Annotated in this window: 18 protein-coding genes and 3 tRNA genes; 16 read left to right on the top strand and 5 right to left on the bottom strand. The window is 69.7% G+C overall.

Annotated elements, in window-relative coordinates:
• The first annotated feature begins 69 nt into the window (after positions 1–69).
• The 7 genes from ACWDR7_RS03610 to ACWDR7_RS03580 all read left to right on the top strand — a co-directional run bounded on the left by ACWDR7_RS03610 (position 70) and on the right by ACWDR7_RS03580 (position 4,640).
• On the top strand, positions 70–891 hold the full coding sequence (locus tag ACWDR7_RS03610) for an HAD family hydrolase (RefSeq protein WP_449853561.1): 822 nt from the start codon (positions 70–72) through the stop codon (positions 889–891).
• 170 nt (positions 892–1,061) lie between these two features.
• Positions 1,062–1,149, top strand: a tRNA-Ser gene (locus ACWDR7_RS03605).
• Positions 1,150–1,162: 13 nt separating this feature from the next.
• Positions 1,163–2,494 carry an LCP family protein gene (locus ACWDR7_RS03600; RefSeq protein ID WP_449853560.1) on the top strand — a complete coding sequence of 444 codons (1,332 nt, stop codon included), beginning with the start codon at positions 1,163–1,165 and terminating at the stop codon, positions 2,492–2,494.
• Between the two features lie 44 nt (positions 2,495–2,538).
• Positions 2,539–2,628 (top strand) — tRNA-Ser (locus ACWDR7_RS03595).
• Positions 2,629–2,990: 362 nt separating this feature from the next.
• Entirely contained in the window at positions 2,991–3,224 is a 234-nt protein-coding gene (locus ACWDR7_RS03590; RefSeq protein ID WP_449853559.1) for an RNA polymerase sigma factor, read from the top strand.
• Positions 3,224–3,583: an RNA polymerase sigma factor gene (locus ACWDR7_RS03585; RefSeq protein WP_449853558.1), complete on the top strand. Its 360-nt coding sequence runs from the start codon at positions 3,224–3,226 to the stop codon at positions 3,581–3,583. The genes ACWDR7_RS03590 and ACWDR7_RS03585 overlap by 1 nt, the downstream gene beginning before the upstream one ends.
• Entirely contained in the window at positions 3,549–4,640 is a 1,092-nt protein-coding gene (locus tag ACWDR7_RS03580; protein ID WP_449853557.1) for a CU044_5270 family protein, read from the top strand. Before ACWDR7_RS03585 ends, ACWDR7_RS03580 begins: the two co-directional genes overlap by 35 nt.
• Before the next feature lie 173 nt (positions 4,641–4,813).
• Here ACWDR7_RS03580 and ACWDR7_RS03575 read toward each other — a convergent pair whose 3' ends face one another.
• Positions 4,814–5,806, bottom strand: a complete 993-nt coding sequence (locus ACWDR7_RS03575; protein ID WP_449853556.1) for a Fic family protein — start codon at positions 5,804–5,806, stop codon at positions 4,814–4,816.
• Between the two features lie 695 nt (positions 5,807–6,501).
• The gene (locus ACWDR7_RS03570) at positions 6,502–7,755 is read right to left on the bottom strand and encodes a hypothetical protein (RefSeq protein ID WP_449853555.1); all 1,254 of its coding nucleotides are present in this window, start codon (positions 7,753–7,755) and stop codon (positions 6,502–6,504) included.
• Positions 7,756–7,942: 187 nt separating this feature from the next.
• On the opposite strand from ACWDR7_RS03570, the gene ACWDR7_RS03565 reads away from it, so the two are divergent.
• The 4 genes from ACWDR7_RS03565 to ACWDR7_RS03550 all read left to right on the top strand — a co-directional run bounded on the left by ACWDR7_RS03565 (position 7,943) and on the right by ACWDR7_RS03550 (position 10,734).
• On the top strand, positions 7,943–8,194 hold the full coding sequence (locus ACWDR7_RS03565) for a hypothetical protein (RefSeq protein ID WP_449853554.1): 252 nt from the start codon (positions 7,943–7,945) through the stop codon (positions 8,192–8,194).
• Between the two features lie 120 nt (positions 8,195–8,314).
• Complete coding sequence (locus ACWDR7_RS03560; protein ID WP_061683784.1) at positions 8,315–8,839, top strand: helix-turn-helix domain-containing protein; 525 nt, start codon at positions 8,315–8,317, stop codon at positions 8,837–8,839.
• A 25-nt stretch (positions 8,840–8,864) separates the two neighbouring features.
• The gene (locus ACWDR7_RS03555; RefSeq protein ID WP_449853553.1) at positions 8,865–9,449 is read left to right on the top strand and encodes a PIN domain-containing protein; all 585 of its coding nucleotides are present in this window, start codon (positions 8,865–8,867) and stop codon (positions 9,447–9,449) included.
• 310 nt (positions 9,450–9,759) lie between these two features.
• Positions 9,760–10,734 carry a hypothetical protein gene (locus ACWDR7_RS03550; protein ID WP_449853552.1) on the top strand — a complete coding sequence of 325 codons (975 nt, stop codon included), beginning with the start codon at positions 9,760–9,762 and terminating at the stop codon, positions 10,732–10,734.
• 22 nt (positions 10,735–10,756) lie between these two features.
• Here ACWDR7_RS03550 and ACWDR7_RS03545 read toward each other — a convergent pair whose 3' ends face one another.
• Positions 10,757–11,692: a methyltransferase family protein gene (locus ACWDR7_RS03545; RefSeq protein WP_449853551.1), complete on the bottom strand. Its 936-nt coding sequence runs from the start codon at positions 11,690–11,692 to the stop codon at positions 10,757–10,759.
• Between the two features lie 31 nt (positions 11,693–11,723).
• Positions 11,724–13,298: a MinD/ParA family ATP-binding protein gene (locus ACWDR7_RS03540; protein WP_449853550.1), complete on the bottom strand. Its 1,575-nt coding sequence runs from the start codon at positions 13,296–13,298 to the stop codon at positions 11,724–11,726.
• 258 nt (positions 13,299–13,556) lie between these two features.
• On the opposite strand from ACWDR7_RS03540, the gene ACWDR7_RS03535 reads away from it, so the two are divergent.
• The 3 genes from ACWDR7_RS03535 (at position 13,557) to ACWDR7_RS03525 (ending at position 15,791) form a co-directional block, all read left to right on the top strand.
• Positions 13,557–14,990, top strand: a complete 1,434-nt coding sequence (locus tag ACWDR7_RS03535; RefSeq protein ID WP_449853573.1) for a glyceraldehyde-3-phosphate dehydrogenase — start codon at positions 13,557–13,559, stop codon at positions 14,988–14,990.
• A gap of 76 nt (positions 14,991–15,066) precedes the next feature.
• Positions 15,067–15,660 (top strand): asparagine synthase, encoded by a 594-nt coding sequence (locus ACWDR7_RS03530; protein WP_449853549.1) that lies wholly within the window; start codon positions 15,067–15,069, stop codon positions 15,658–15,660.
• Between the two features lie 58 nt (positions 15,661–15,718).
• Positions 15,719–15,791, top strand: a tRNA-Arg gene (locus tag ACWDR7_RS03525).
• Between the two features lie 87 nt (positions 15,792–15,878).
• On the opposite strand, the gene ACWDR7_RS03520 is transcribed toward ACWDR7_RS03525, so the two are convergent.
• Positions 15,879–16,310 (bottom strand): MarR family winged helix-turn-helix transcriptional regulator, encoded by a 432-nt coding sequence (locus ACWDR7_RS03520; protein WP_449853548.1) that lies wholly within the window; start codon positions 16,308–16,310, stop codon positions 15,879–15,881.
• 358 nt (positions 16,311–16,668) lie between these two features.
• Between ACWDR7_RS03520 and ACWDR7_RS03515 the strand changes: the two genes are divergently transcribed.
• Positions 16,669–17,634 carry a TIGR03885 family FMN-dependent LLM class oxidoreductase gene (locus ACWDR7_RS03515; RefSeq protein ID WP_449853547.1) on the top strand — a complete coding sequence of 322 codons (966 nt, stop codon included), beginning with the start codon at positions 16,669–16,671 and terminating at the stop codon, positions 17,632–17,634.
• Entirely contained in the window at positions 17,631–19,298 is a 1,668-nt protein-coding gene (locus ACWDR7_RS03510) for an alpha-amylase family protein (RefSeq protein WP_449853546.1), read from the top strand. Before ACWDR7_RS03515 ends, ACWDR7_RS03510 begins: the two co-directional genes overlap by 4 nt.
• Positions 19,299–19,300 lie beyond the last annotated feature (2 nt).

Here is a 19,300-nt window from a genome sequence, read left to right as displayed (position 1 = left end):
GAGAGCACCGAACCGACGCGTCCGAGAGCCCGGAACCGGCGCGTCCGGGGCTCCCCATAGACTGGCGGCATGAGCTCTGCAACCCGTCGTCTTGTGGCCCTGGACATCGACGGGACGGTCCTCCTCGAGGACGAGACGTTCAGCCCGGGCGTCGTCGACGCCGTGCACGCGGCCGTCGCGGGCGGGCACCTCGTCACCCTCGCCACGGGCCGCAGCTGGGAGGCGACCTCGCACGTGCTGCGCGGCCTCGACATCCAGCCCGAGTACGTCGTCTGCTCGAACGGCGCCGCCATCCTGATCCGCGACGACGCGTCCGACTCCGGCTACATCCGGCACTTCACCGAGCAGTTCGACTGCACCGACGTGATCGAGCTGCTCGAGACGCACCTGCCCGACGCCAACTACCTCGTCGAGCTGCCCGACGGGTCGCGCCTCTACACGCACTACGTCGACGACTGGGGCCTGCACCGCGCGAACGCGAAGCAGGTCGACCTGGCCGACATGAAGGGCCTCATGGTCTCGCGCGTCGTCGTCGTCTCGCCCGAGCACACCGAGGCCGACTTCGTCGAGATGGTCGACAGGATGGGCCTCAACCAGGTCTCGTACGCGGTGGGCTGGACGGCCTGGCTCGACATCGCGCCCAAGGGCGTCGACAAGAGCACCGCGCTGGCGCGGGTGTGCGAGCTGACGGGCTTCGCCGCCGCCGACGTCGTCGTGATCGGCGACGGCCGCAACGACATCGGGATGTTCCGCTGGGCGGCCGAGAACGGCGGCCGCGCCTTCGCCATGGGCCAGGCGCCCGAAGAGGTCAGCCACGAGGCGACCGACATCACCGACGACGTCGAGGACGGCGGCGTCGCGACGGCATTCCAGACGCTCGGCCTCGCCTGAACGGGCCGATCGCGGGGTCTCCCGTGCGCCCGGATCGGAGCGGATCCGCTGCCGTGCGCCCGGTGAATTCCGCGCGAATCGCGGCCCGTCGTACAGACTTCCCCCAGATCGCGACGGGAGAATGGCCGCCGGATCCGTCTACTAGACTCGGTGCCCGGCGGAGACGCCTGGGAGGGTTGTCCGAGCGGCCGAAGGATCTGGTCTTGAAAACCAGTGGGCAGCAATGTCCCGTGGGTTCGAATCCCACACCCTCCGCCACGAAAGGGATCGGATGAGCGAGTCGTCGAAGCGCCACGCGCGACGGACCGTGGCGCGCCACGGGCAGCTGCCGAAGTCCAACCCTGCGCGCCAGGCGCTCGCGTTCGTCGCCATCGCCCTGTCCACCGTGCTCGTCGCGGGCCTCGGCGTGATCGGCTACATCGTCTACGACCTCACCTCCACGTTCGCGTCGGAGAACACCGTCGACCTCGACGGCCAGACCGAGGCTCCCGCGATCGCCGAGCTCGACAACCGCGGCTTCAACATCCTGCTCGCCGGCCTCGACGTGTGCGACTGGGAGCACCAGGAGATCATGGGCAATCGCTGCTCCGATGATCCCGACGACTACGGCGAGAACGGGCTGGAGCTCGACAGTGCGCGCAGCGACGTGCTCATGCTCATGCACATCTCGCCCGAGCCGCGTCGCGTCACCGTGGTGAGCTTTCCGCGCGACCTCGTCACCTACATCCCGCGCTGCGAGGACGAAGAGGGCAACGTCGGCGGCGACGGGCGCGAGATGATCAACGCCGCGTACTCCTACGGCGGGCTCAGCTGCACCGTGAGCGCCGTCGAGGAGCTCACCGGCCAGACGATCGACCACGCCGCGAGCGTGACCTGGGGCGGGGTGATCGACATCACCAACGCGATCGGGGGCGTCACCGTGTGCGTGGCGGGCGGGATCCACGATCCCAAGGCAGGCGCGTACTTCGAGGCCGGCGAGAACACGATCAGCGGAGACCGCGCGCTGGCGTTCCTGCGGACCCGCGCCGGAGTCGACGACGGCAGCGACATCGCCCGCATCAGCAACCAGCAGGTGTTCATGTCGGCCCTCGTGAACAAGGTCGTGAGCCCCGAGGTGCTGGGCAACATGGGCACCGTCTACAACCTGGCGCGCGCCGTGGTCGAGAACATCGAGAAGACCCCGGCGCTGGCCGACCCCATCTACCTCGCGCAGCTCGCGCTCGCCGTGAAGGACGTGCAGTACCAGGACTTCGTCTTCGTGCAGTACCCCGTGTTCGTCGATCCGGCCGACGCCAACCGCCGCATCCCCGACGAGGAATCCGCCACGCAGCTGTTCGAGGCCATCAACGCGAACGTGCCCATCCAGGTGACCGCCGAGGGAACCGGATCGGTCTCCGAGGACGAGGCGCAGGGCGGCACCGGAGAGGGCGAGCAGGCTCCGCCGCCCGAGGAGAACGTCGCGCCCCCGGAGGGCACGGCCCCGGCCCCGGAGGACGGCGCGGCACCGACGCCCGAGGAGAGCGCCGGACCCGTGGAGCTCGGATCGAACATCCCCGGGCAGACCGCCGCCGACCGACGGTGCTCCGCTGGAAATGCCGGCTGACGAGATCGGGTATCATGGACGGGTGCACCCGTTCGCGGGTGACTGGAGACGTCGCATAGTCAGGCCTAGTGCACCACCCTGCTAAGGTGGAGTCCCCTTTAAGGGGACCGAGGGTTCAAATCCCTCCGTCTCCGCTCTAAAAAGCCCCGATCAGAGGCTATTTTTCTTCGCTTCTGCCACGAAATCTGCCATTTCTGCCACGTTTTCGATGTGGTTGGCGTTGAGCAATCTTGCGGTTCTGCGGGATTCTGCTGAGCGTTCTGCTCACTGTGAGTTGCTCGGCGCATGGTTGCAGCTACTCAAGGGTGAGACCGAGCGCGCGAATCCCTCCGTCTCCTCCCCGACTCGGCGTGCCCGCTCGGGCGCTTGCTTCCGCTCGCTGTGCTCGCACCGTCGGCGGCTATCGTCGCGTTGTCCGCACCGGCACGTCGTGTCATCAGATCGGGGTCGAGGTGGTGGATCGTGAACTCGAACGGGAGGAATGAGCAATACAGACGTGAGCACAGACAACGAGGTGATCGAACGTTCGGCGGATGAGCCGGGTGCGTTCGCGTTGCTCTTCGATCGACATGCGCCGGCGATCTACCGCTACGCGGCGCAGCGGCTGGGAGAGGGCAGCGCCGAGGACGTGATGTCGGAGACGTTCCTCGTCGCCTTCGAGAAGAGAGCAGCGTACGACTCGCGATCGTCGATGCTCGCCCCTGGCTGTTCGGGATCGCCACCCGCTTGATGCATAAGCATGTGCGGCTGGAAGCGCGGGCATGGAAGGGCATGGTCGCGGATCTCGCGGCGCAGCTCTCGCCCGACATGATCGAGCAGGCGGGCGCGCGGTTGGACGCGGCGCGGCTCACGCGGCGCTTGGCTTCGGCGCTGCGTGGCCTGCCCGCGTCCGACCGCGACACCCTGCTGCTGTACGCCTGGGGCGACCTCGACTACGCGGGCATCGCACGCGCTCTCGACGTGCCGATCGGCACCGTCCGCTCACGCCTGAATCGTGCCCGCCGCATCCTGCGGACCGCGGCCGGCACCAACGATCCCGAACTGGAGAAGGAACATGGACGAGTTGACGCTGCTGCGCAACACGCGTAGCGAGACCGAACCGCCGGAGTCGACGTTGCACCGGGGCAGGGCGGCGCTCCTGGCCGCAGCCTCCGGCTCCGCCCAGCCGCACATCAGCACGTCGCGCCGACCGAGACGCGCCCGACGCTTTGCGATCGGCGGACTCAGTACGGTCGGCGCCGCGGCACTGGTGGCGGGGCTCGTGCTGACGGACGTGGTCGGCCTCGCTGGCTGGCGTGGTGGGGCGGATGCCGCTGCCGCCGCCGTGCTCGACGAGGCGAGCGCCGCCGCGATCACCTCAGTCGATCCCGCGGTGCAGCCCGGCCAATATCTGAGGGTCAACACCAGGGGCGTACACCTCTCAAGCGGAGGTATCGGTGATGTTGTTGCGTCGTACCAGTACGCGTCCGATGACACTCTCTACCACCCCGCAGATCCCTCCGATGACTGGGTGTGGGTCCGCGGTCCGCAATCCATCGCGGCGACATTCGGTCCGGAGTCCGAGCAGGTGGCGAACGCGTGGTGGGAAGCCGTGTCCTCCTCGTCAGGTTCATTCGAGGCTGGGGATCTTCTCCGGGCACCTGGGGGCGCGTTCTACGGGGGTGACGCCGGGGCGGGGTTTGCCGATCTGGACCAGCTTCCGCGTGACCCGTATCGACTGCTCAACTACATCTACCGTGTCACCTTCGGCTCCGGTCCCTCGCCCGACACCGAGGCTCTCGTGTACATGGCCGACCGTCTCCGTGCCGGGAACGTGCCCGCCGACCTGCGCGCCGCGATGTACAAGGCTGCGGCCATGATCCCGGGCGTCACGTTCATCAGCGATCAAGCTACCCTTGACGGCCGCACGGGGGTCGCGATCGGCCGCGTCGAGGACGCGTGGGGCACCCGGGTGGACATCATCATCGACCCCGATACCGGCACGTTCATCGGCGATCGCGAGGTCCTCCTCCGCGACCAGGACGGCGTACCGGCGGGCACGGCGGTGCGCTGGACGAGCGTCACCTCCTCGGTCGTCGACGAGGCGCCCGAGGGCGGATCGGTGTGCGGGAAGATGACCGTCAACCCGGAGACCGGGCAATGCTGACCGGGACAACTGTCGGAGTCGAACCGACGAGTCTCATCCTCCCTCCGACGGAGTCGCTTGTGATTCCGCTCGACCTGCACCGACCTCATGCGATGAGCGACCAGCGCTGATTGCACCACATCGATTCCCCTCGCGACTCGTGAGGGGGATCGATGTGGTGAAGCGCGTGCCGACTATTGCTTCTTCTCGCCACGTGAGTACTTTGATGCCTTGTACTCCTCGAGAGCAGACTTGCTCGACCGGTACCGGCCGTCGCTCCCGATGATGGCTTCGAGGCGCCCGCGCGATGCGGCTTGCTTTAAGGCGACGAGGCTGAAATCGTCGTCGACGAGTGCCTCGAGAGGCACGTACTTGGCAGGGCCGGCGATATTCGGGATGAGCCGATGGAGATTGTCGACGACGGAGCGGCTGATCACCTCTGCCAGAGGCCCGTCATCCCCTTGATCCGAGCGTTCGAGTGCACGGAGGTACTTCCGTCGCTGTTCCTTGAGGATGATCGCGGGCGGCCACCCGAGCCGGATGAGTAGAAGGTTGAGCAGGAGTCTTCCGCTGCGTCCGTTGCCATCGATGAACGGGTGGACGCACTCGAACTCGCGATGCAGCCGGGCCAGCTCTTCCGGAACCGCGGCGATGGTGAGTGATCCATCGGTGATCTGTTCTTGCAAGTGATTTGCTCGATCGACCCACGCGGTGATCTCGGACGGGATGAGCGGGAAAGTCGGAGGCTTCATGCCGCCCGCGAACTCCTGAATCTCATGCTGCCGCCAATTGCCTGGCCCTTCGGTGTCATGCGCATCCGGATGCGGCGCCACCTCCCACACCTTCGCCATCGCGAGAGCATGGACGCGCCGAACCTCGGTGACAGTGACGAGGCCATTGTGCGACCACTCATCCGGAGCGACGGCCTGCTGGTATACCCACCGGGCGGCTTCGGCGTATCCGAGGACCTCCATGTAGTCCTTCAGCTCCTTCGCCCCCACAGCGCGCCCCTGTTCGAGCAGGGTCTCGACTTCGCGGAGGACGAGAGTGTTTCCCTCGATCGCTGTCGAGTGGTGAGCTTCAAGATGCCACAGATGATCCCACAGCGACTTGGCTTCGTAGGGCTTCGGCAGCCCGCCGTAGTTCGCCAGCTCATCGATTGCGGTCGCGAAACGCTTGTAGATCACTTCACGGCTCGGTCGTCCGCGTCCCGGCCGCCCACTCGTAGAATTTGTCATCACCGCTCCGCCCTAAATCAACATCGACAACTTAGCATGTTGTCATCGCTGACCACTGATTAATCAACAACGACAAACTCAAGTCCGTCAGGCGTCTGAACGCACAGGACCGGGTCTTCGTGAGGAGATAGCTTCCGCCCAGAATCCTCGACCGTTTTGAGACGCGGCGCGGAGCGGTCGAAGCCCTCGAAATGATCGTCGAGTCTGAATCGGCGTAGGCTGAAATCGCGTGCTGAAAGCGGCGCGCGGCCGCGGGATCGCTCCTCAATCGCTGCCACGTTTCAGCCACGAATCGAACTGAATCGACCTGATCGAAACGGACGCCGCCGGGGTCAGAACCCGCGGAATCACGCGGTTTCAGTTGACTTCATTGCCATCGGCGCGATTTCAAATCCCTCCGTCTCCGCTCTAAAAATGCCTGATCAGAGGCTGTTTCGTTCCGGTACTGCCACGAAATCTGCCATTTCTGCCGCGTTGCGGTCGTGGTTGGTGTTGAGCATTCTGGCGATCATGTGCGGTCTTACGTAGCTTTCTGCTCGCCGCGCGGTCGTTCGACTCGCCGTTTCTCCCGCGTGAGCGCGAGCCGGAGAGTGCAAATCCCTCCGTCTCCTCCGAGCGGTTGCAATCGCGACGGGTCTGATGGGTCAGAGTCCGGCGGCATCCATTCGCTTGATCAGGGACGGGCGCCGGGCGTTGCGGCGGCGTACGTCAGCGAGGTAGTCGTCGGCGATCTCGGGGCGTCCGGCGGCGCGGGCCGCGGCGCGTAGTTTCGTCATCCTTCGCACGGCGCCGGGGTAGGCGCGGGTGTTCGCCTCGATGAGGCGGTCGTCGATGAGCTGCGCCATGACGGGGAGCACGGCCACGGGGTCGATCTTGCTGTATCGGCCGACGAGGTCGTCCCACTGCGACGCGTGGAGAGACTTGCTGTTCGCGGATGCTCGGAGCGCTTCGGTCCATGCGCGCGCGAGGTCGTCGGCATCTGTCAGGTACGCGATCAGCTCCCAGGGGCGTTCGCGCATCCGCTCGATCGCGTGCTCGCGGATCGCTGGCCAGTTCTGTCCTGAGGCTGCCTGCAACGCTTCCGCGTTGCTCGCTGTGGGCCATCGTTCGAACACCTCGGATGCCGCGTCCGCGGCGTCTGCACCTGTCTCGATGGCCAGCGCCGCCCAGAGCTCGCCGCACTCCTGCTGTTGGTGCGCTCCGCCGGGGAGGGTCATGCCCTCGTGTGCGATGACGGTCGCGCGGCCCGGCAGTCCTGCCTCGCGGAGTGCTTCGGCGGCGGCGGCGTGCAGGTGTGCGCGTGGCATGTCTCCGCCGTGAGTGCGGACGATCGCCTCCTCGTCACCGTGCAGGACGGCGAGGCGTTGCAGGTTGTAGAGGACGGCGTGGCGGGCGTGCCACTCGTCATCGTGGGTGAACTCCGCGTCTGGGCGCCCGTCGAAGGGTGTGGTCAGCGCCTGGCGCCGCTTGTCGAGGTGCGCTTCGAACCTTGCGATGCCCGCGGCGCCGAGGGCGTCCGCGTAGTCGACGACGTCGACCGAGAAGTACTCGCCGAGTTCGCCGAATTGCTGTTTCTGGATCCACCCGCTCAGCGCCGCCGGGGCGGGCGGGCTCTGCGTGCACAGCTCGGCGTGCAGGTTCAGTAGCTGCCGGATGACGAGTTGGATGAGTCCGCCGGAGTCGTCTGAGCGCATGAGGACCCGGAGGGTGCTCGCGATCGCCTTCTGCACGACGGGGATCACACCCTCGGCGCCGTAGTCGTCGGCCATGTCCGCCAGCAGCGACGCCCCGAGTTCGGCTTCGAACGCGTAGCTGTTCACCGCTCCCCAGTCCCCCATGTCGCGTCTGGTCGTGCGGAACGAGGCGAGGACGTTCGGGATGTCGCGAGCCAAAGACATCCGTCCAGGATGCCACCGCGCGATCCTCATCCGCGATCTGCCCGGATGGCGGCCGCTTCTCTCAAGTGGCACGCGCAGGCAGGCGCGAGTGAGGGGGCCGGAATGTGCCGGACCCCTGAGGAGCAACACCGATCCGCCCAGGTCGGCGCTCGAGGCGCTGGGAGAGCATCTGGTCGGGCGATCGGACATGGCGCACGGTTACCTTCGTGGCGGCGGCCTTGAAGACGTCATCGATGAGGCCGGTCTGGTGGACGACGCCGATGGCCGCCTTGTCATCTATCGGCTGAAAGCGGACGATCAATCCTGGCCGACCGGTCACGTGGCGCCGCGTGCGCTCGTCGCGGTGGACTGCGCCCGCTCGGGCACCGCGCGTGTCCACACGGTCGGAGTCCGCACGCTCGAGGACCTGAGGCGGAGATGGCTGACGCGCAACACCTGATCAGGATCTCGACGCAAAAGTCGAGCGATGTCGCCCTCCCTGCGACTGTGTCGACGGCGCGTGCTACTCTAATCGCAACAAACGCAATCTCCTGCGTTCACGTGTATTGGGGGGATTCCCGTGGCTCGCGCTGCCGTTATTGAAGAAACGTACCTCCCTAGTAGGGGCGACCAGCTCGCTCCTGTGCTGGACTTCCTCACCGCTCACGAGGCCGCCGGTCGAGCTCTTCCCGAACCGCGGTACTTCCTCGCGGGCGCACGCCCAGGAGACCAGGTGGAGCTTCCGGAAGAGGTCTACCTCGCGCTCCGCAAGATCGTGGACGCGATGCAGAGCGGGCTGGCGGTGTCCGTCGTGCCGCAGGCGACACGGCTCACCACCCAGCAGGCGGCGGATCTGCTGAACGTGAGCCGCCCGACAGTCGTGAAGCTGCTCGACGAAGGTGAGATCCCGTTCGAGAAGGCCGGCACGCACCGCCGCGTCATCCTCGCGGATCTCCTCGCGTACCGGGAGCGACGCCGCGCTCGCCAGTACGACATGCTCGCCGCCACGCGCGACACCCTCGACGAAGACAACATCGAGCAGACGCTCGAGGACCTCAAAGCGGCCCGGAAGGCAGTCGCAGCGAAGCGGGCCGTCCGAGCCTGAGATCGTCGCCTGACAGGATTGCGCTATGTTCACGGCCACTCTCGACACGAGCGTGCTGTGGCCGAGCCTGCAGCGCGACTTCCTTCTTTCCCTCGCCATCGAGGGCACCTACCGACCCACATGGAGTTCGGCGATTCTCGACGAACTCCAGTTCCACGAGGAAGCCAAGCTTGTGAAGCGTGGGATGCCTGTAGCGGAGGCTGCCCGCCGCGCCGCGACCCTCATTGCCGCGATGAGCCGAGAGTTCGCCGACGCAGAAGTTGATGGGTGGCAACCGCTCGAGGGTACTTTCGGGCTGCCCGATCCCGACGACGAGCATGTGCTCGCTGCGGCTGTCATCGCGGGAGCCGGCGCGATCGTCACCGAGAATCTCAAGGACTTCCCCGCCGACCGGATTCCACCGGGCATCCAGGTGCTCAGCGCCAGGGAGTTCGCGAAGAACACTGTCGCGCTCAACCCGCGGCTCGCGCTCGCCGCGGTGCACGAGATCGCGAGCCGGTCTGGCCGCTACGGCGCGACGCTCGCCGTCGGCGAGATTCTCGAGACTCTGCGAGACAGGTACGGAATGATCGAAGCCGTCGACATGATGACTGAAGCCGAGTCGGCGTAGGCTCAGATCGCGCGTTGAAGGCGGCCCGCGGCCACAGCAACGCCCGTCGATCACTGCCACGTTTCTGCCACGAATCGAACCGAACTGACCTGACCGAAGCGGATGCCGGCGAGGTCAGAACCCGCAGGATCACGCGGTTTCAGTTGACCTCGATTACCAACGGCGCGATTTCAAATCCCTCCGTCTCCGCCACGCGAGAAGGGCCCCCGGGATGGGGGCCCTTCTCGCGTTTCCGGGGGATGCTGCGGAGGTGTCGGAACGCGGGTCCGACACCGGGACATCCGTCGGGTTGTGTCATTGTGGAGGTGACATGGAACCCGACGTCGACGCCCGCCCGAGGCGCTCGCTCAGCGCGCGCCGGCGCCGGCGCCTCGCGCGCACGATCGTCATCGCCGTCGTCGCGGTCGTGCTCGGCTCGGGCGCGGTCGGGATCACGAACGCCCTGCTGGGTGACACGGGCGACGCGCCCAGCGCCGTCGCCGAGGTCGCGCCGGAGACCGCCGACGGGCTCGACCCGGCACTGATCGCCTGGCCGAAGCAGGGCACGGCGGCGGTGGCCGTGGGCGGCGGCGAGGTGCACGTCGCCGCGGATCAGCCCGTGCCGATGGCGAGCATCACGAAGCTGATCACCGCGCTCATGGTCCTGGAGGAGCGCCCCCTCGCGCCCGGCGAGCAGGGCGACGCCTACCACTTCATCTCGCGCTGGAACGCCTCGTACGAGGAGTACCTGACCAGGGGAGAGTCGGCGCTGCCCGTGCCGGCCGGCGGCACGCTCACGCAGTACCAGCTGCTGCAGGGCATGCTGATGGGATCGGCCTGCAACTACGCCGACATCCTCGTGACGGAGATCTGGGGCGACGACGCCGCGTTCGCGGCGGCCGCAGGCGCCTTCCTCGTCGAGAACGGACTGGACGGCATCGTCGTCGTCGAGCCGACCGGCATCGATCCGGCCGACACCGCGACGGCGGCCGCGCTCATCGGGCTCGGCCGGCTCGCCATGGCGGACCCCGTGATCGCCGAGATCGTCGCCACCCCTGCCGTGGAGCTGCCCGGCGCCGGGCTCGTCGAGAACACCAACGAGCTCCTCGCCGATCCCGGCGTCGTCGGCATCAAGACCGGCACCCTCGAGAAGAGCAACCTGCTCTCGGCCAAGGACATCGTCACCGCGCAGGGCACGGTGCGCGTGTACGTCGCCGCGCTCGGCCAGCCCGACGACGAGGCGCGCTTCGCGGTCTCGCGCGCGCTGTACCGCTCCGTCGAGGCGCAGCTCGGCGCTACCGGCTGACGCGCCCGCGCTCTGAGGTGTGTCACGCGATGCCCGCGCGCCCCCGGATCCGGGGCCACCAGCACCGCACCTCGGCGCGGTAGCGGCGGTATGCGTCGCCGAACCGCGCCTCGAGGTCGGCCTCCTCCCGCGGGCGCACGAGCACGTGCCAGAGCACGGCGCCGCACAGCGCGTACGCGATCGCGAGCCAAGACGACAGCAGGAGGCCCACGCTCACCCCCTGCAGGATGCCGGCGAGCGCCATGGGGTTCCGCACGAGACGATACGGGCCGGTCACGACGAGCCGGTTCGGCATCGCCGAGGGCAGCGGCGTGCCGTCGCCGCGCGTGGCGATCGCCCAGGCCGAGCACAGGCCCAGGCCGCTGGCCAGCACGAGCAGCGCGACTCCGGCCGTCGCTGTCGAGGGGGCGAACGCCGCGGGCAGGCCCCATCGGCGTTCGAGGATCGCCAGCACCGACGGGACCACGCCCAGGAAGACCGTCCAGAAGACCACCGTCTGCGCCGCCGTGGCGGCGACGTGTCTGCGCGCCCCGCGGCCCGGTGTCGCGGGGCGGAAGGCCAGGGGCCCGCGCAGCAGCAGGTCCATCGGCACGCGGCCCAGCGCGATCAGGCACAGCGCGAGCACGGAGCCGCCGGCCGCGAGCGCCATCACGAGCGTGCCCCATCCGGCCGCTGCGGTCGCGGTCGAGTACGCCGCCATGCCCGCCGCGACCAGGCACGTCCACACCGTCGCCACGACGGCGGACGCGCGCGAGCCGGCGGCCGCGCTGCCCGAGGCGATCACGAACAGGGGGATGTCGAACACGGCGAGGAGGAGCGGATCGAGGCCGCCGAGGGTCGCCTCGCGCAGCCACGGCAGCGTCGCCACACCGATCCACCAGGCCGCGCCGCCCGCCGCCTGCGCCGCGAAGTAGAGCCGCCCCAGGCGTCGGTGCTCGTGCCGCCGCGGGTGCCCCATCCCGACCGGCGGCTCCGCCGGCGCGGTCGTCTCAGCTCCCGAGGCCGTGCGCGATCGCGGCGGCGGCGCCGAGCCAGGCGCGCTGGGTCTCGGGGCGCAGCACGCGGTAGTGCAGCTGGGCGGCGCCCATGCCCGGGTCGAAGGGGATGCGCACGACCTCGCGCACGAGCTCGCGGTAGCCGTCCTCGATCCGGCGCAGCTCGGCGGCTGTGGCCTTCTCGTCCGACTGGCTCACGATCGCCACGGCGTTGCGCGAGAGGGCGGCCGAGCGCTCGTCGCGCTCCGCGAGCGCCTCGAGCAGCAGCGCGCCGGCTTCGGCGTGCTCGGCGCGCGACGACGTGGCGACGACGAGCTGATCGGTGTGGTCGATCATCCGAAGCCACATCGGGTCGGACTCGTCGTTGCCCGAGTCCATGACGATGAGGCGGTAGTACTTGGCGGCCACGGCGTGGATGCGGTCGACGTCCTCCGACGACACGCGCTGCTGGCTGGCGAGCACCATCGGCTGCGAGCGCAGCACGTCGTAGCGGTCGCGCGACTGGTGGTGCACGAAGCGCGCGAGCTCGGCGGACTGCGCGTCGGTGGACAGCAGCCGCTCGGTCTCGGGCAGCAGGTCGTGCAGCGTGGCGTCGTGCGGCCCCTGCTCGGTGCGCCAGCCCAGCGTGCCGCGCGTCTGGTTGTTGTCCCACGCCAGCACGCCGGCGCCGCCGTAGCGGGCGAAGACCGCCGAGAGCAGGATCGTGGTGGGCGTCTTGTTCGCGCCGCCCTTTCCGTTCACGACGGCGATCGTGCGCGGGCCGGGCCAGTGCTGCGAGACGGCGGCCTGGTCCTCGCGCTCGGCGCGCTCGGCCGCGCTCGGCGGCACCCGCATGCCGGCCCGCGCGAGCGCGCCGCGCAAGCCGCGCGTGGCGGGCTCCTCGAGGCGCTCGGGCGCGATGAACGACCGGCGCGTCTGCGGCGTGATCTGGCGAGCCACCGGCATGGCGGCGGGCGGGGTCGCGCCGGCCGGGGTCGGCAGCGGCAGGGGCGCGGGCGACGGCTGCGGGGCGACGACCGGGGCGTGGCCGTCGGCTGCCTGCGCCTCGTCGGCGGTGGTGGCGGCCGGCGCGGCGGCCGGGGCGGGCGCGGGGGCGGCGGGCTCGGGCGCCTGGGCCGCGGCGGAGGCCGGATCGACCGGCACGGCGGGGGCGTCGGCGTCCTGGATCGGCTCGGGCCCGAGCGGCGGCGCGGTGATCGGCGTGCCGGCCGTGTCGGCGGGCAGGTGGCTCGAGCGGCGCGGGCCGGCGAACGCCGAGCCGTCGGCCTCGCCCCGGCCCTGCTCGGGGGCGACGACGGGCGCCGGCTCGTCGGCGGGCTCCTCGGCCGCGTCGACCTTGCCGTCCGGGTGCACGATGAGGGGCCACGTCGCGTCGGGCTCCTCGACCGTGACGCGCACGGGGCGCTGGAGGCGCTGGGCGGTCTCGGCGCAGAAGCGCACGACCTCGCGGCGGGCGTTCTCGGCGGAGTCCGTGGCGATCGGGTGCTCGGTGTCGTTCATCGTGAGCACGCCGTTTCCGGTCGCGTCGATGCGCGCGGCGATGACCGGCCACGTGGGTACGTACTGCATGTGATCCCCCTCGGACGCGACCCGCGAGCGGGCCTTGCGATATTCCCCCTAAGCCTACGGCGTCGCTCCCCGGGCACCCGGATCCGATTCCCTTGCGTCCTGCGAAAGAACGTCGGTTCTTGCGCGCGCCGGCGGCGGCAAGACGGCGCCGGGCATTCCTAGGCTGGCAACGCAGATCGCCACAAGCGAAGGAGTGACGTGGGCGCGTACGAAGAACAGCAGTCGGCGTGGACCGCGCGGGAGGAGCTCGCGGAGCGGATGATCCCCGTGATCGGGCGCCTGCATCGCGACCACGGCGTCGTCCCCTCGATCCACGGCCGGCGCCTCGTCGGCGGCTCGCCCGTCGACATCCTGAAGGCGCATCGCTTCGCGCGGCAGACCGACGAGGAGGCGCTCGATCCGGCCAAGACCCTCGCGGTGCTCGAGACGCTCGAGAGCCTCGATCTCGGTGCCGCATCGATCGACATCGCGCGCCTCATCGCCCGGTTCGACGCGCAGGGCGGTTCGTACGAGCCCGCGGCCCTGGCCGACTTCCTGCGCGTCGAGCTGGCTGAGGTGGTCGGGGCCCAGGCGCCCGCGCCGACCGACGTGGTGCTCTACGGCTTCGGGCGCATCGGCCGCCTCATCGCGCGCATCCTCATCGCGCACGCCGGGCGCGCGTCCGGGCTGCGGCTGCGCGCGATCGTCGTGCGCGGGGGCGGCGACGGCGACCTGCGCAAGCGCGCGAGCCTCCTGCGCCGCGACTCGGTGCACGGCCCGTTCCAGGGGTCCATCGAGGTCGACGAGCGCAACAGCACGATCCTCGCCAACGGCACCCTCATCCAGGTGATCCACTCCGACGATCCGGCCGCCGTCGACTACGCGCGCTACGGGATCCGCGACGCGATCGTCGTCGACAACACGGGGCGCTGGCGCGACGAGGAGGGCCTGGCGCAGCACCTGCGGTCGAAGGGCGTGGCGCGCGTGCTGCTGACCGCGCCGGGCAAGGGCGCCGTCAAGAACATCGTCGCGGGCGTGAACGGCGACGACATCGAGCCCGGCGACGCGATCGTGTCGGCCGCCTCGTGCACGACGAACGCGATCACGCCCGTGCTCGCCGTGCTCGACGAGGCCTACGGCATCGAGCGCGGGCACGTCGAGACCGTGCACTCGTTCACGAACGACCAGAACCTCATCGACAACTTCCACAAGGGAGACCGGCGCGGCCGGGCCGCGACGCTCAACTTGGTCATCACCGAGACCGGGGCGGCGAAGGCCGTGGCGAAGGCGCTGCCGCAGCTGAAGGGCAGGCTCACGGGATCGGCGATCCGCGTGCCGACGCCCGACGTCTCGCTCGCGATCCTCAACCTGCGGCTGGGGCGCGCCGTCACCCGCGACGAGATCAACGCGCACCTGCGGCGCACCTCGCTCACCTCGCCGCTGCGCCCGCAGATCGACTACATCGAGTCGCCCGAGGTGGTCTCGAGCGACTTCGTGGGCAGCAGCAGGGCCGGCGTCGTCGACGGGCTCGCGACGATCGCCGACGGCGACGAGAACGTGGTGCTCTACGTCTGGTACGACAACGAGTTCGGCTACTCGTGCCAGGTGGTGCGCGTGCTCGAGCGGATGGCGGGGGCCCACCCCGTCGTGCTCCCCGAGCGCGATCCCGTGGCCGTGGAGGCCGTGCCCGACACGGTGTCGGCCGCCGTCTGAAGGGCCCGGCCCGGGGCGGTTCTCGGTGGGCGCGCGGACGCACTCCACTACCCTGGGAGGGGATAGGGGAGGGCTCGTGGGACGCAACGCCGATGCCATCGCGGAGGGTGTGGCGATCGCGCTCGCCGCGGCGCGGCTGCAGGTGAAGAACCGCATCCTCGTGAGCACGATCTCGCTCGGCGAGAGCTTCGATCCCGACCATTTCGCTCCCACCGCCCGCGAGGCGCTCGCGCAGCTGGCGAAGGAGCAGGAGGACGTCTCGGAGGCGATGACCGCGGCGCGCAAGCGCGCGTGGGGGAAGCACTCGCAGCCGCACGGCACGCACGACTACCGCGACCGCGACGTGCGCAACCTGCGGCGCCGCGCCCGGCAGGCCGCAGGCGTGGCCAAGCAGCTGCGCGAGCGGGCGGAGGCCCCCGACCAGGTGCGCGCGCTCGTCGAGGCCGCGCGCGACGCTGCGTGGCACGATGTGCAGCAGAACCTCGACAGTCGGCTGCGGATCGAGGGCATGCGCCCCGACCAGGACCCCGACTACGCCCGGATGCGCGACGCGCGCATGCAGGCGCTGCGCCTGGTCGATCTGCAGCGACTCTCGGCCGACGCCCGCGCGCGGCGGCGCGCCCGAGAGGACGCGGAGCCCGACGAGGAGGGCACGGCGGAGTCGGCCTGATTTCGCGAGGCGCCGACGCGTGATGTACTATGGACAGGTTGCTTCGGCAGCGGAAACTGCGCCCGTAGCTCAATGGATAGAGCATCTGACTACGGATCAGAAGGTTAGGGGTTCGAGTCCCTTCGGGCGCACACTGTGTTGAGACAGTAGACAAGGCCCGGTTCCCGAGGAGCCGGGCCTTCGTCGTCTCCCGGCTCGAAGCCGCACCTCCCCTGGATCTACAGGGAGTCGCGCAGCTTCTGCGTGAGGGATTTCAGCATTCTCAGCTCGTCGGTGCTGAGCGCGCTCATGCGGTCGGCGATGTGCTTGCCGTGGCGGGTCGCGATCGCGCGGAACGCCCGCTCGCCCGCCTCCGTGGCGGTGACGAGCGATCCGCGCCCGTCCTCGGGATCCGGGGTCTTCGTGACGAGGCCGCGCGTGACCATCCGGTCCACGAGGCGCGAGACGCTCGGCTGGCTGATGAGCATGTTGGCGGTCACCTCGCGCAGGCGCGCGGTGCGGTCGGGGGAGCGCACCACGGTGAGCAGCACGTCGTACTCGGGCTGGGTGAGAGCGGCGCCGTCGAAGTCGCCCTCGAGCAGCGCGAAGATCTCGTGCTGCGCGCGGAAGAGGTTCTCCCACGCCTCGACGGCGAGCCTGCGATCAGCCATGTATTCAACTGTATCCAACAAGGCCGCCTGCGGGCGGGTGCGCTCCGGCACGGGAAAGGGCCGGTCGGTGAGGATCCGACCGGCCCCTTGTCCCTTGCACCAAGAGTGTCCTGCAATCACATGCGGTCACCGCCACAGCAAACGGCTTCCGTGATGAGGACTCTATAACGGATAAGTAACGGAGGGAAGCTCCGGCGTTACTTTTCTGTGACATTCACCGGATGTTCATCGGAACCCGAAGGTCGGTGCAGCGGTTCCGATCGACGGATCGGCGTGCGTGCCGCCGCCCGTTAGCGCATCCCGACCGACGCGCGAAAGGGGGTTCCGCCACCGCTCGCGGCGCGGAATCATCGGGCCGATGGTGTTCATCGGATTCCACGCCTCGCACGAGCAGATCGCGCCCAGCGCTCTGCTCGACGACGTGGCCCGCGCCGAGGAGGTCGGGTTCGACGGCGCGATGTGCTCGGATCACCTCGCGCCCTGGAGCCCGCGGCAGGGGCAGTCCGGCTTCGCCTGGAGCTGGCTCGGCGCCGCGCTCGCGCAGACCCGGTTCCCGTTCGGCGTGGTGACGGCGCCCGGGCAGCGTTACCACCCCGTCGTGCTGGCGCACGCGATCGCGACGCTCGGCGAGATGTTCCCGGGCCGGTTCTGGGCGGCGCTCGGCAGCGGCGAGGCGATGAACGAGCACGTCACCGGCGACCCGTGGCCGCCGAAGGACGAGCGCAACGAGCGCCTGCGCGAGAGCGCCGACGTCATGCGCCGGCTGCTCGCGGGCGAGGAGGTCAGTCACGACGGCCGCGTCACCGTGCACCGCGCGCGGCTGTGGAGCCGGCCCGAGGTCGCGCCGCCGTTCCTCGTGGCCGCGACGAGCCCGGAGACCGCGGGCTGGGCGGCGCCGTGGGCCGACGGCCTGGCCACCGTCGCCCAGGCACCGGACGCCCTGCGCCGGGTCGTCGACGCGTACCGGTCGGCCGGGGGCTCCGGCCCCTGCGTGCTGCAGGTGCACGTGAGCTGGGCCGCGTCGGACGCCGACGCGCTCGCGATCGCGCGGGATCAGTGGCGAAACGGCCTCGTCTCGCCGCCGCGGTGCTGGGACATCGAGCAGCCCGAGGACTTCGACGCCGCCGTCGGCGAGGTCGACGAGCGGGCGCTGCGCGAGGCCGTGATGGTGGCGAGCGACGCGGGCGAGCTGGCCGAGCGCGTCGCCGAGCTCACGCGGATCGGATTCGACCGCGTGTATCTGCATCACGTCGGGCAGGACCAGTCGGACTTCCTCGCGGCCGCGCAGTCCGACATCCTGCCCCTGCTGAGGGAGCGGACATGAGGCTCACGGACACGAGCGACCTGTGGTGGAAGTCGGCGGTCATCTACTGCCTCGACGTGGAGAAGTTCGTCGACTCCGACGGCGACGGGGTGGGCGACCTGCAGGGGCTCGCCGCCCGCATCGACTACCTCGCCCAGATCGGCGTGACGTGCCTGTGGCTCATGCCGATCTACCCGAGCCCCCGCAAGGACGACGGCTACGACGTGACGGACTTCTACGGCATCGACCCGCGCCTGGGCAGCCACGGCGACTTCGTCGAGGTGGTGCGCACGGCGAAGGATCGCGGCATGCGGGTGATCGTCGACCTCGTGATCAACCACACGTCCGACAAGCACCCGTGGTTCGTCGCCGCGAAGCGCAGCGTGGACTCGCCGTATCGCGACTACTACGTGTGGCGCGACGATCCGCCGCCCGAGGGGCAGCAGAATCCCGTCTTCCCCGGCGAGGCCGACGGCGTCTGGACGAAGGACGAGAAGTCGGGGCAGTGGTACCTGCACAGCTTCTACGAGCACCAGCCCGACCTGAACGTGACCAACCCGCGCGTGCGCGACGAGATCGCCAAGACGGTCGGCTTCTGGCTGGAGCTGGGGGTGTCGGGCTTCCGCGTCGACGCCGTGCCGTTCCTGCTCGAGGTGCCCGAGGGCGCCGACATGGCCAATCCGCACGACTTCCTGCGCGACATCCGCCGCTTCCTGCAGCGGCGCTCGAGCGAGGCCGTGCTGCTGGGCGAGGTCAACCTGCCGTACGAGCAGCAGGTGGCGTACTTCGGCGCGAACGACGACGGCCAGGAGCTGACGATGCAGTTCGACTTCGCCGGCATGCAGAGGCTCTATCTCTCGCTCGTGCGGCAGGATCCCGCCCCGCTCGTCGAGACGCTGAGCTCCCGCCCCGAACTGCCCGTCGAGACGCAGTGGGCCAACTTCCTGCGCAACCACGACGAGCTGACGCTGGATCAGCTCGCCGAGGGCGAGCGCCAGGAGGTGTTCGAGGCGCTCGCGCCGGATGAGGGGCAGCGCGTGTACGGCCGCGGCATCGTGCGCCGGCTGCCGCCGATGCTGCAGGGCGACCCGCGCCGCATCCGGATGGCGTACAGCCTGCTGTTCACGCTGCCGGGCACGCCCGTGCTGTTCTACGGCGAGGAGATCGGCATGGGCGAGAACCCCGACCTGCCGGGCCGGCACGCGGTGCGCACGCCCATGCAGTGGTCGCCCGAGCGGGGCGGCGGGTTCTCCAGCGCGCCGCCGCGGCGGCTTGTGTCGCGCCCCCCGGAGGGCGGGTACGGGCCGCAGCACGTGAACGTGGCCGACCAGCTGGAGGATCCGGGCTCGCTGCTGCACTTCTTCCGCGACCTCGTCTCGCGCTACCGCCTGTCGCCCGAGCTCGGGTGGGGCCACTTCGAGGTGATCGAGCAGGACGCGCCCGCCGTGCTCGTGCACTCGCTGACGGCGGATCTGGGCCGCATGATCGCGGTGCACAACTTCGCCGACGAGCCCGCCGTCACGCGGTTCCGCCTCGAGGGGGAGCCCGACGGCGTCTCGCTCGTCGACCTGCTGGGCGCCGAGCGGCTCGAGGTGGGCGAGCAGGGCGAGGTCGAGCTGGAGCTGCCCGCCTACGGCTACCGCTGGCTGCGCGTCTCGCGGCCCGGCGACGGCCGGCTCACGTAGCC

The organism is Microbacterium sp. NPDC003461 (assembly GCF_053588335.1).
This window is presented reverse-complemented; position numbering and strand designations above follow the sequence as displayed.

Coding starts and splice junctions, on each gene's coding strand:
- ACWDR7_RS03610 (WP_449853561.1), top strand. CDS start 70: ATGAGCTCTGCAACCCGTCGTCTTGTGGCCCTGGACATCGACGGGACG.
- ACWDR7_RS03600 (WP_449853560.1), top strand. CDS start 1,163: ATGAGCGAGTCGTCGAAGCGCCACGCGCGACGGACCGTGGCGCGCCAC.
- ACWDR7_RS03585 (WP_449853558.1), top strand. CDS start 3,224: ATGCATAAGCATGTGCGGCTGGAAGCGCGGGCATGGAAGGGCATGGTC.
- ACWDR7_RS03580 (WP_449853557.1), top strand. CDS start 3,549: ATGGACGAGTTGACGCTGCTGCGCAACACGCGTAGCGAGACCGAACCG.
- ACWDR7_RS03570 (WP_449853555.1), bottom strand. CDS start 7,755: ATGTCTTTGGCTCGCGACATCCCGAACGTCCTCGCCTCGTTCCGCACG.
- ACWDR7_RS03565 (WP_449853554.1), top strand. CDS start 7,943: ATGGCGCACGGTTACCTTCGTGGCGGCGGCCTTGAAGACGTCATCGAT.
- ACWDR7_RS03555 (WP_449853553.1), top strand. CDS start 8,865: ATGTTCACGGCCACTCTCGACACGAGCGTGCTGTGGCCGAGCCTGCAG.
- ACWDR7_RS03550 (WP_449853552.1), top strand. CDS start 9,760: ATGGAACCCGACGTCGACGCCCGCCCGAGGCGCTCGCTCAGCGCGCGC.
- ACWDR7_RS03545 (WP_449853551.1), bottom strand. CDS start 11,692: ATGGGGCACCCGCGGCGGCACGAGCACCGACGCCTGGGGCGGCTCTAC.
- ACWDR7_RS03540 (WP_449853550.1), bottom strand. CDS start 13,298: ATGCAGTACGTACCCACGTGGCCGGTCATCGCCGCGCGCATCGACGCG.
- ACWDR7_RS03535 (WP_449853573.1), top strand. CDS start 13,557: ATGATCCCCGTGATCGGGCGCCTGCATCGCGACCACGGCGTCGTCCCC.
- ACWDR7_RS03520 (WP_449853548.1), bottom strand. CDS start 16,310: ATGGCTGATCGCAGGCTCGCCGTCGAGGCGTGGGAGAACCTCTTCCGC.
- ACWDR7_RS03515 (WP_449853547.1), top strand. CDS start 16,669: ATGGTGTTCATCGGATTCCACGCCTCGCACGAGCAGATCGCGCCCAGC.
- ACWDR7_RS03510 (WP_449853546.1), top strand. CDS start 17,631: ATGAGGCTCACGGACACGAGCGACCTGTGGTGGAAGTCGGCGGTCATC.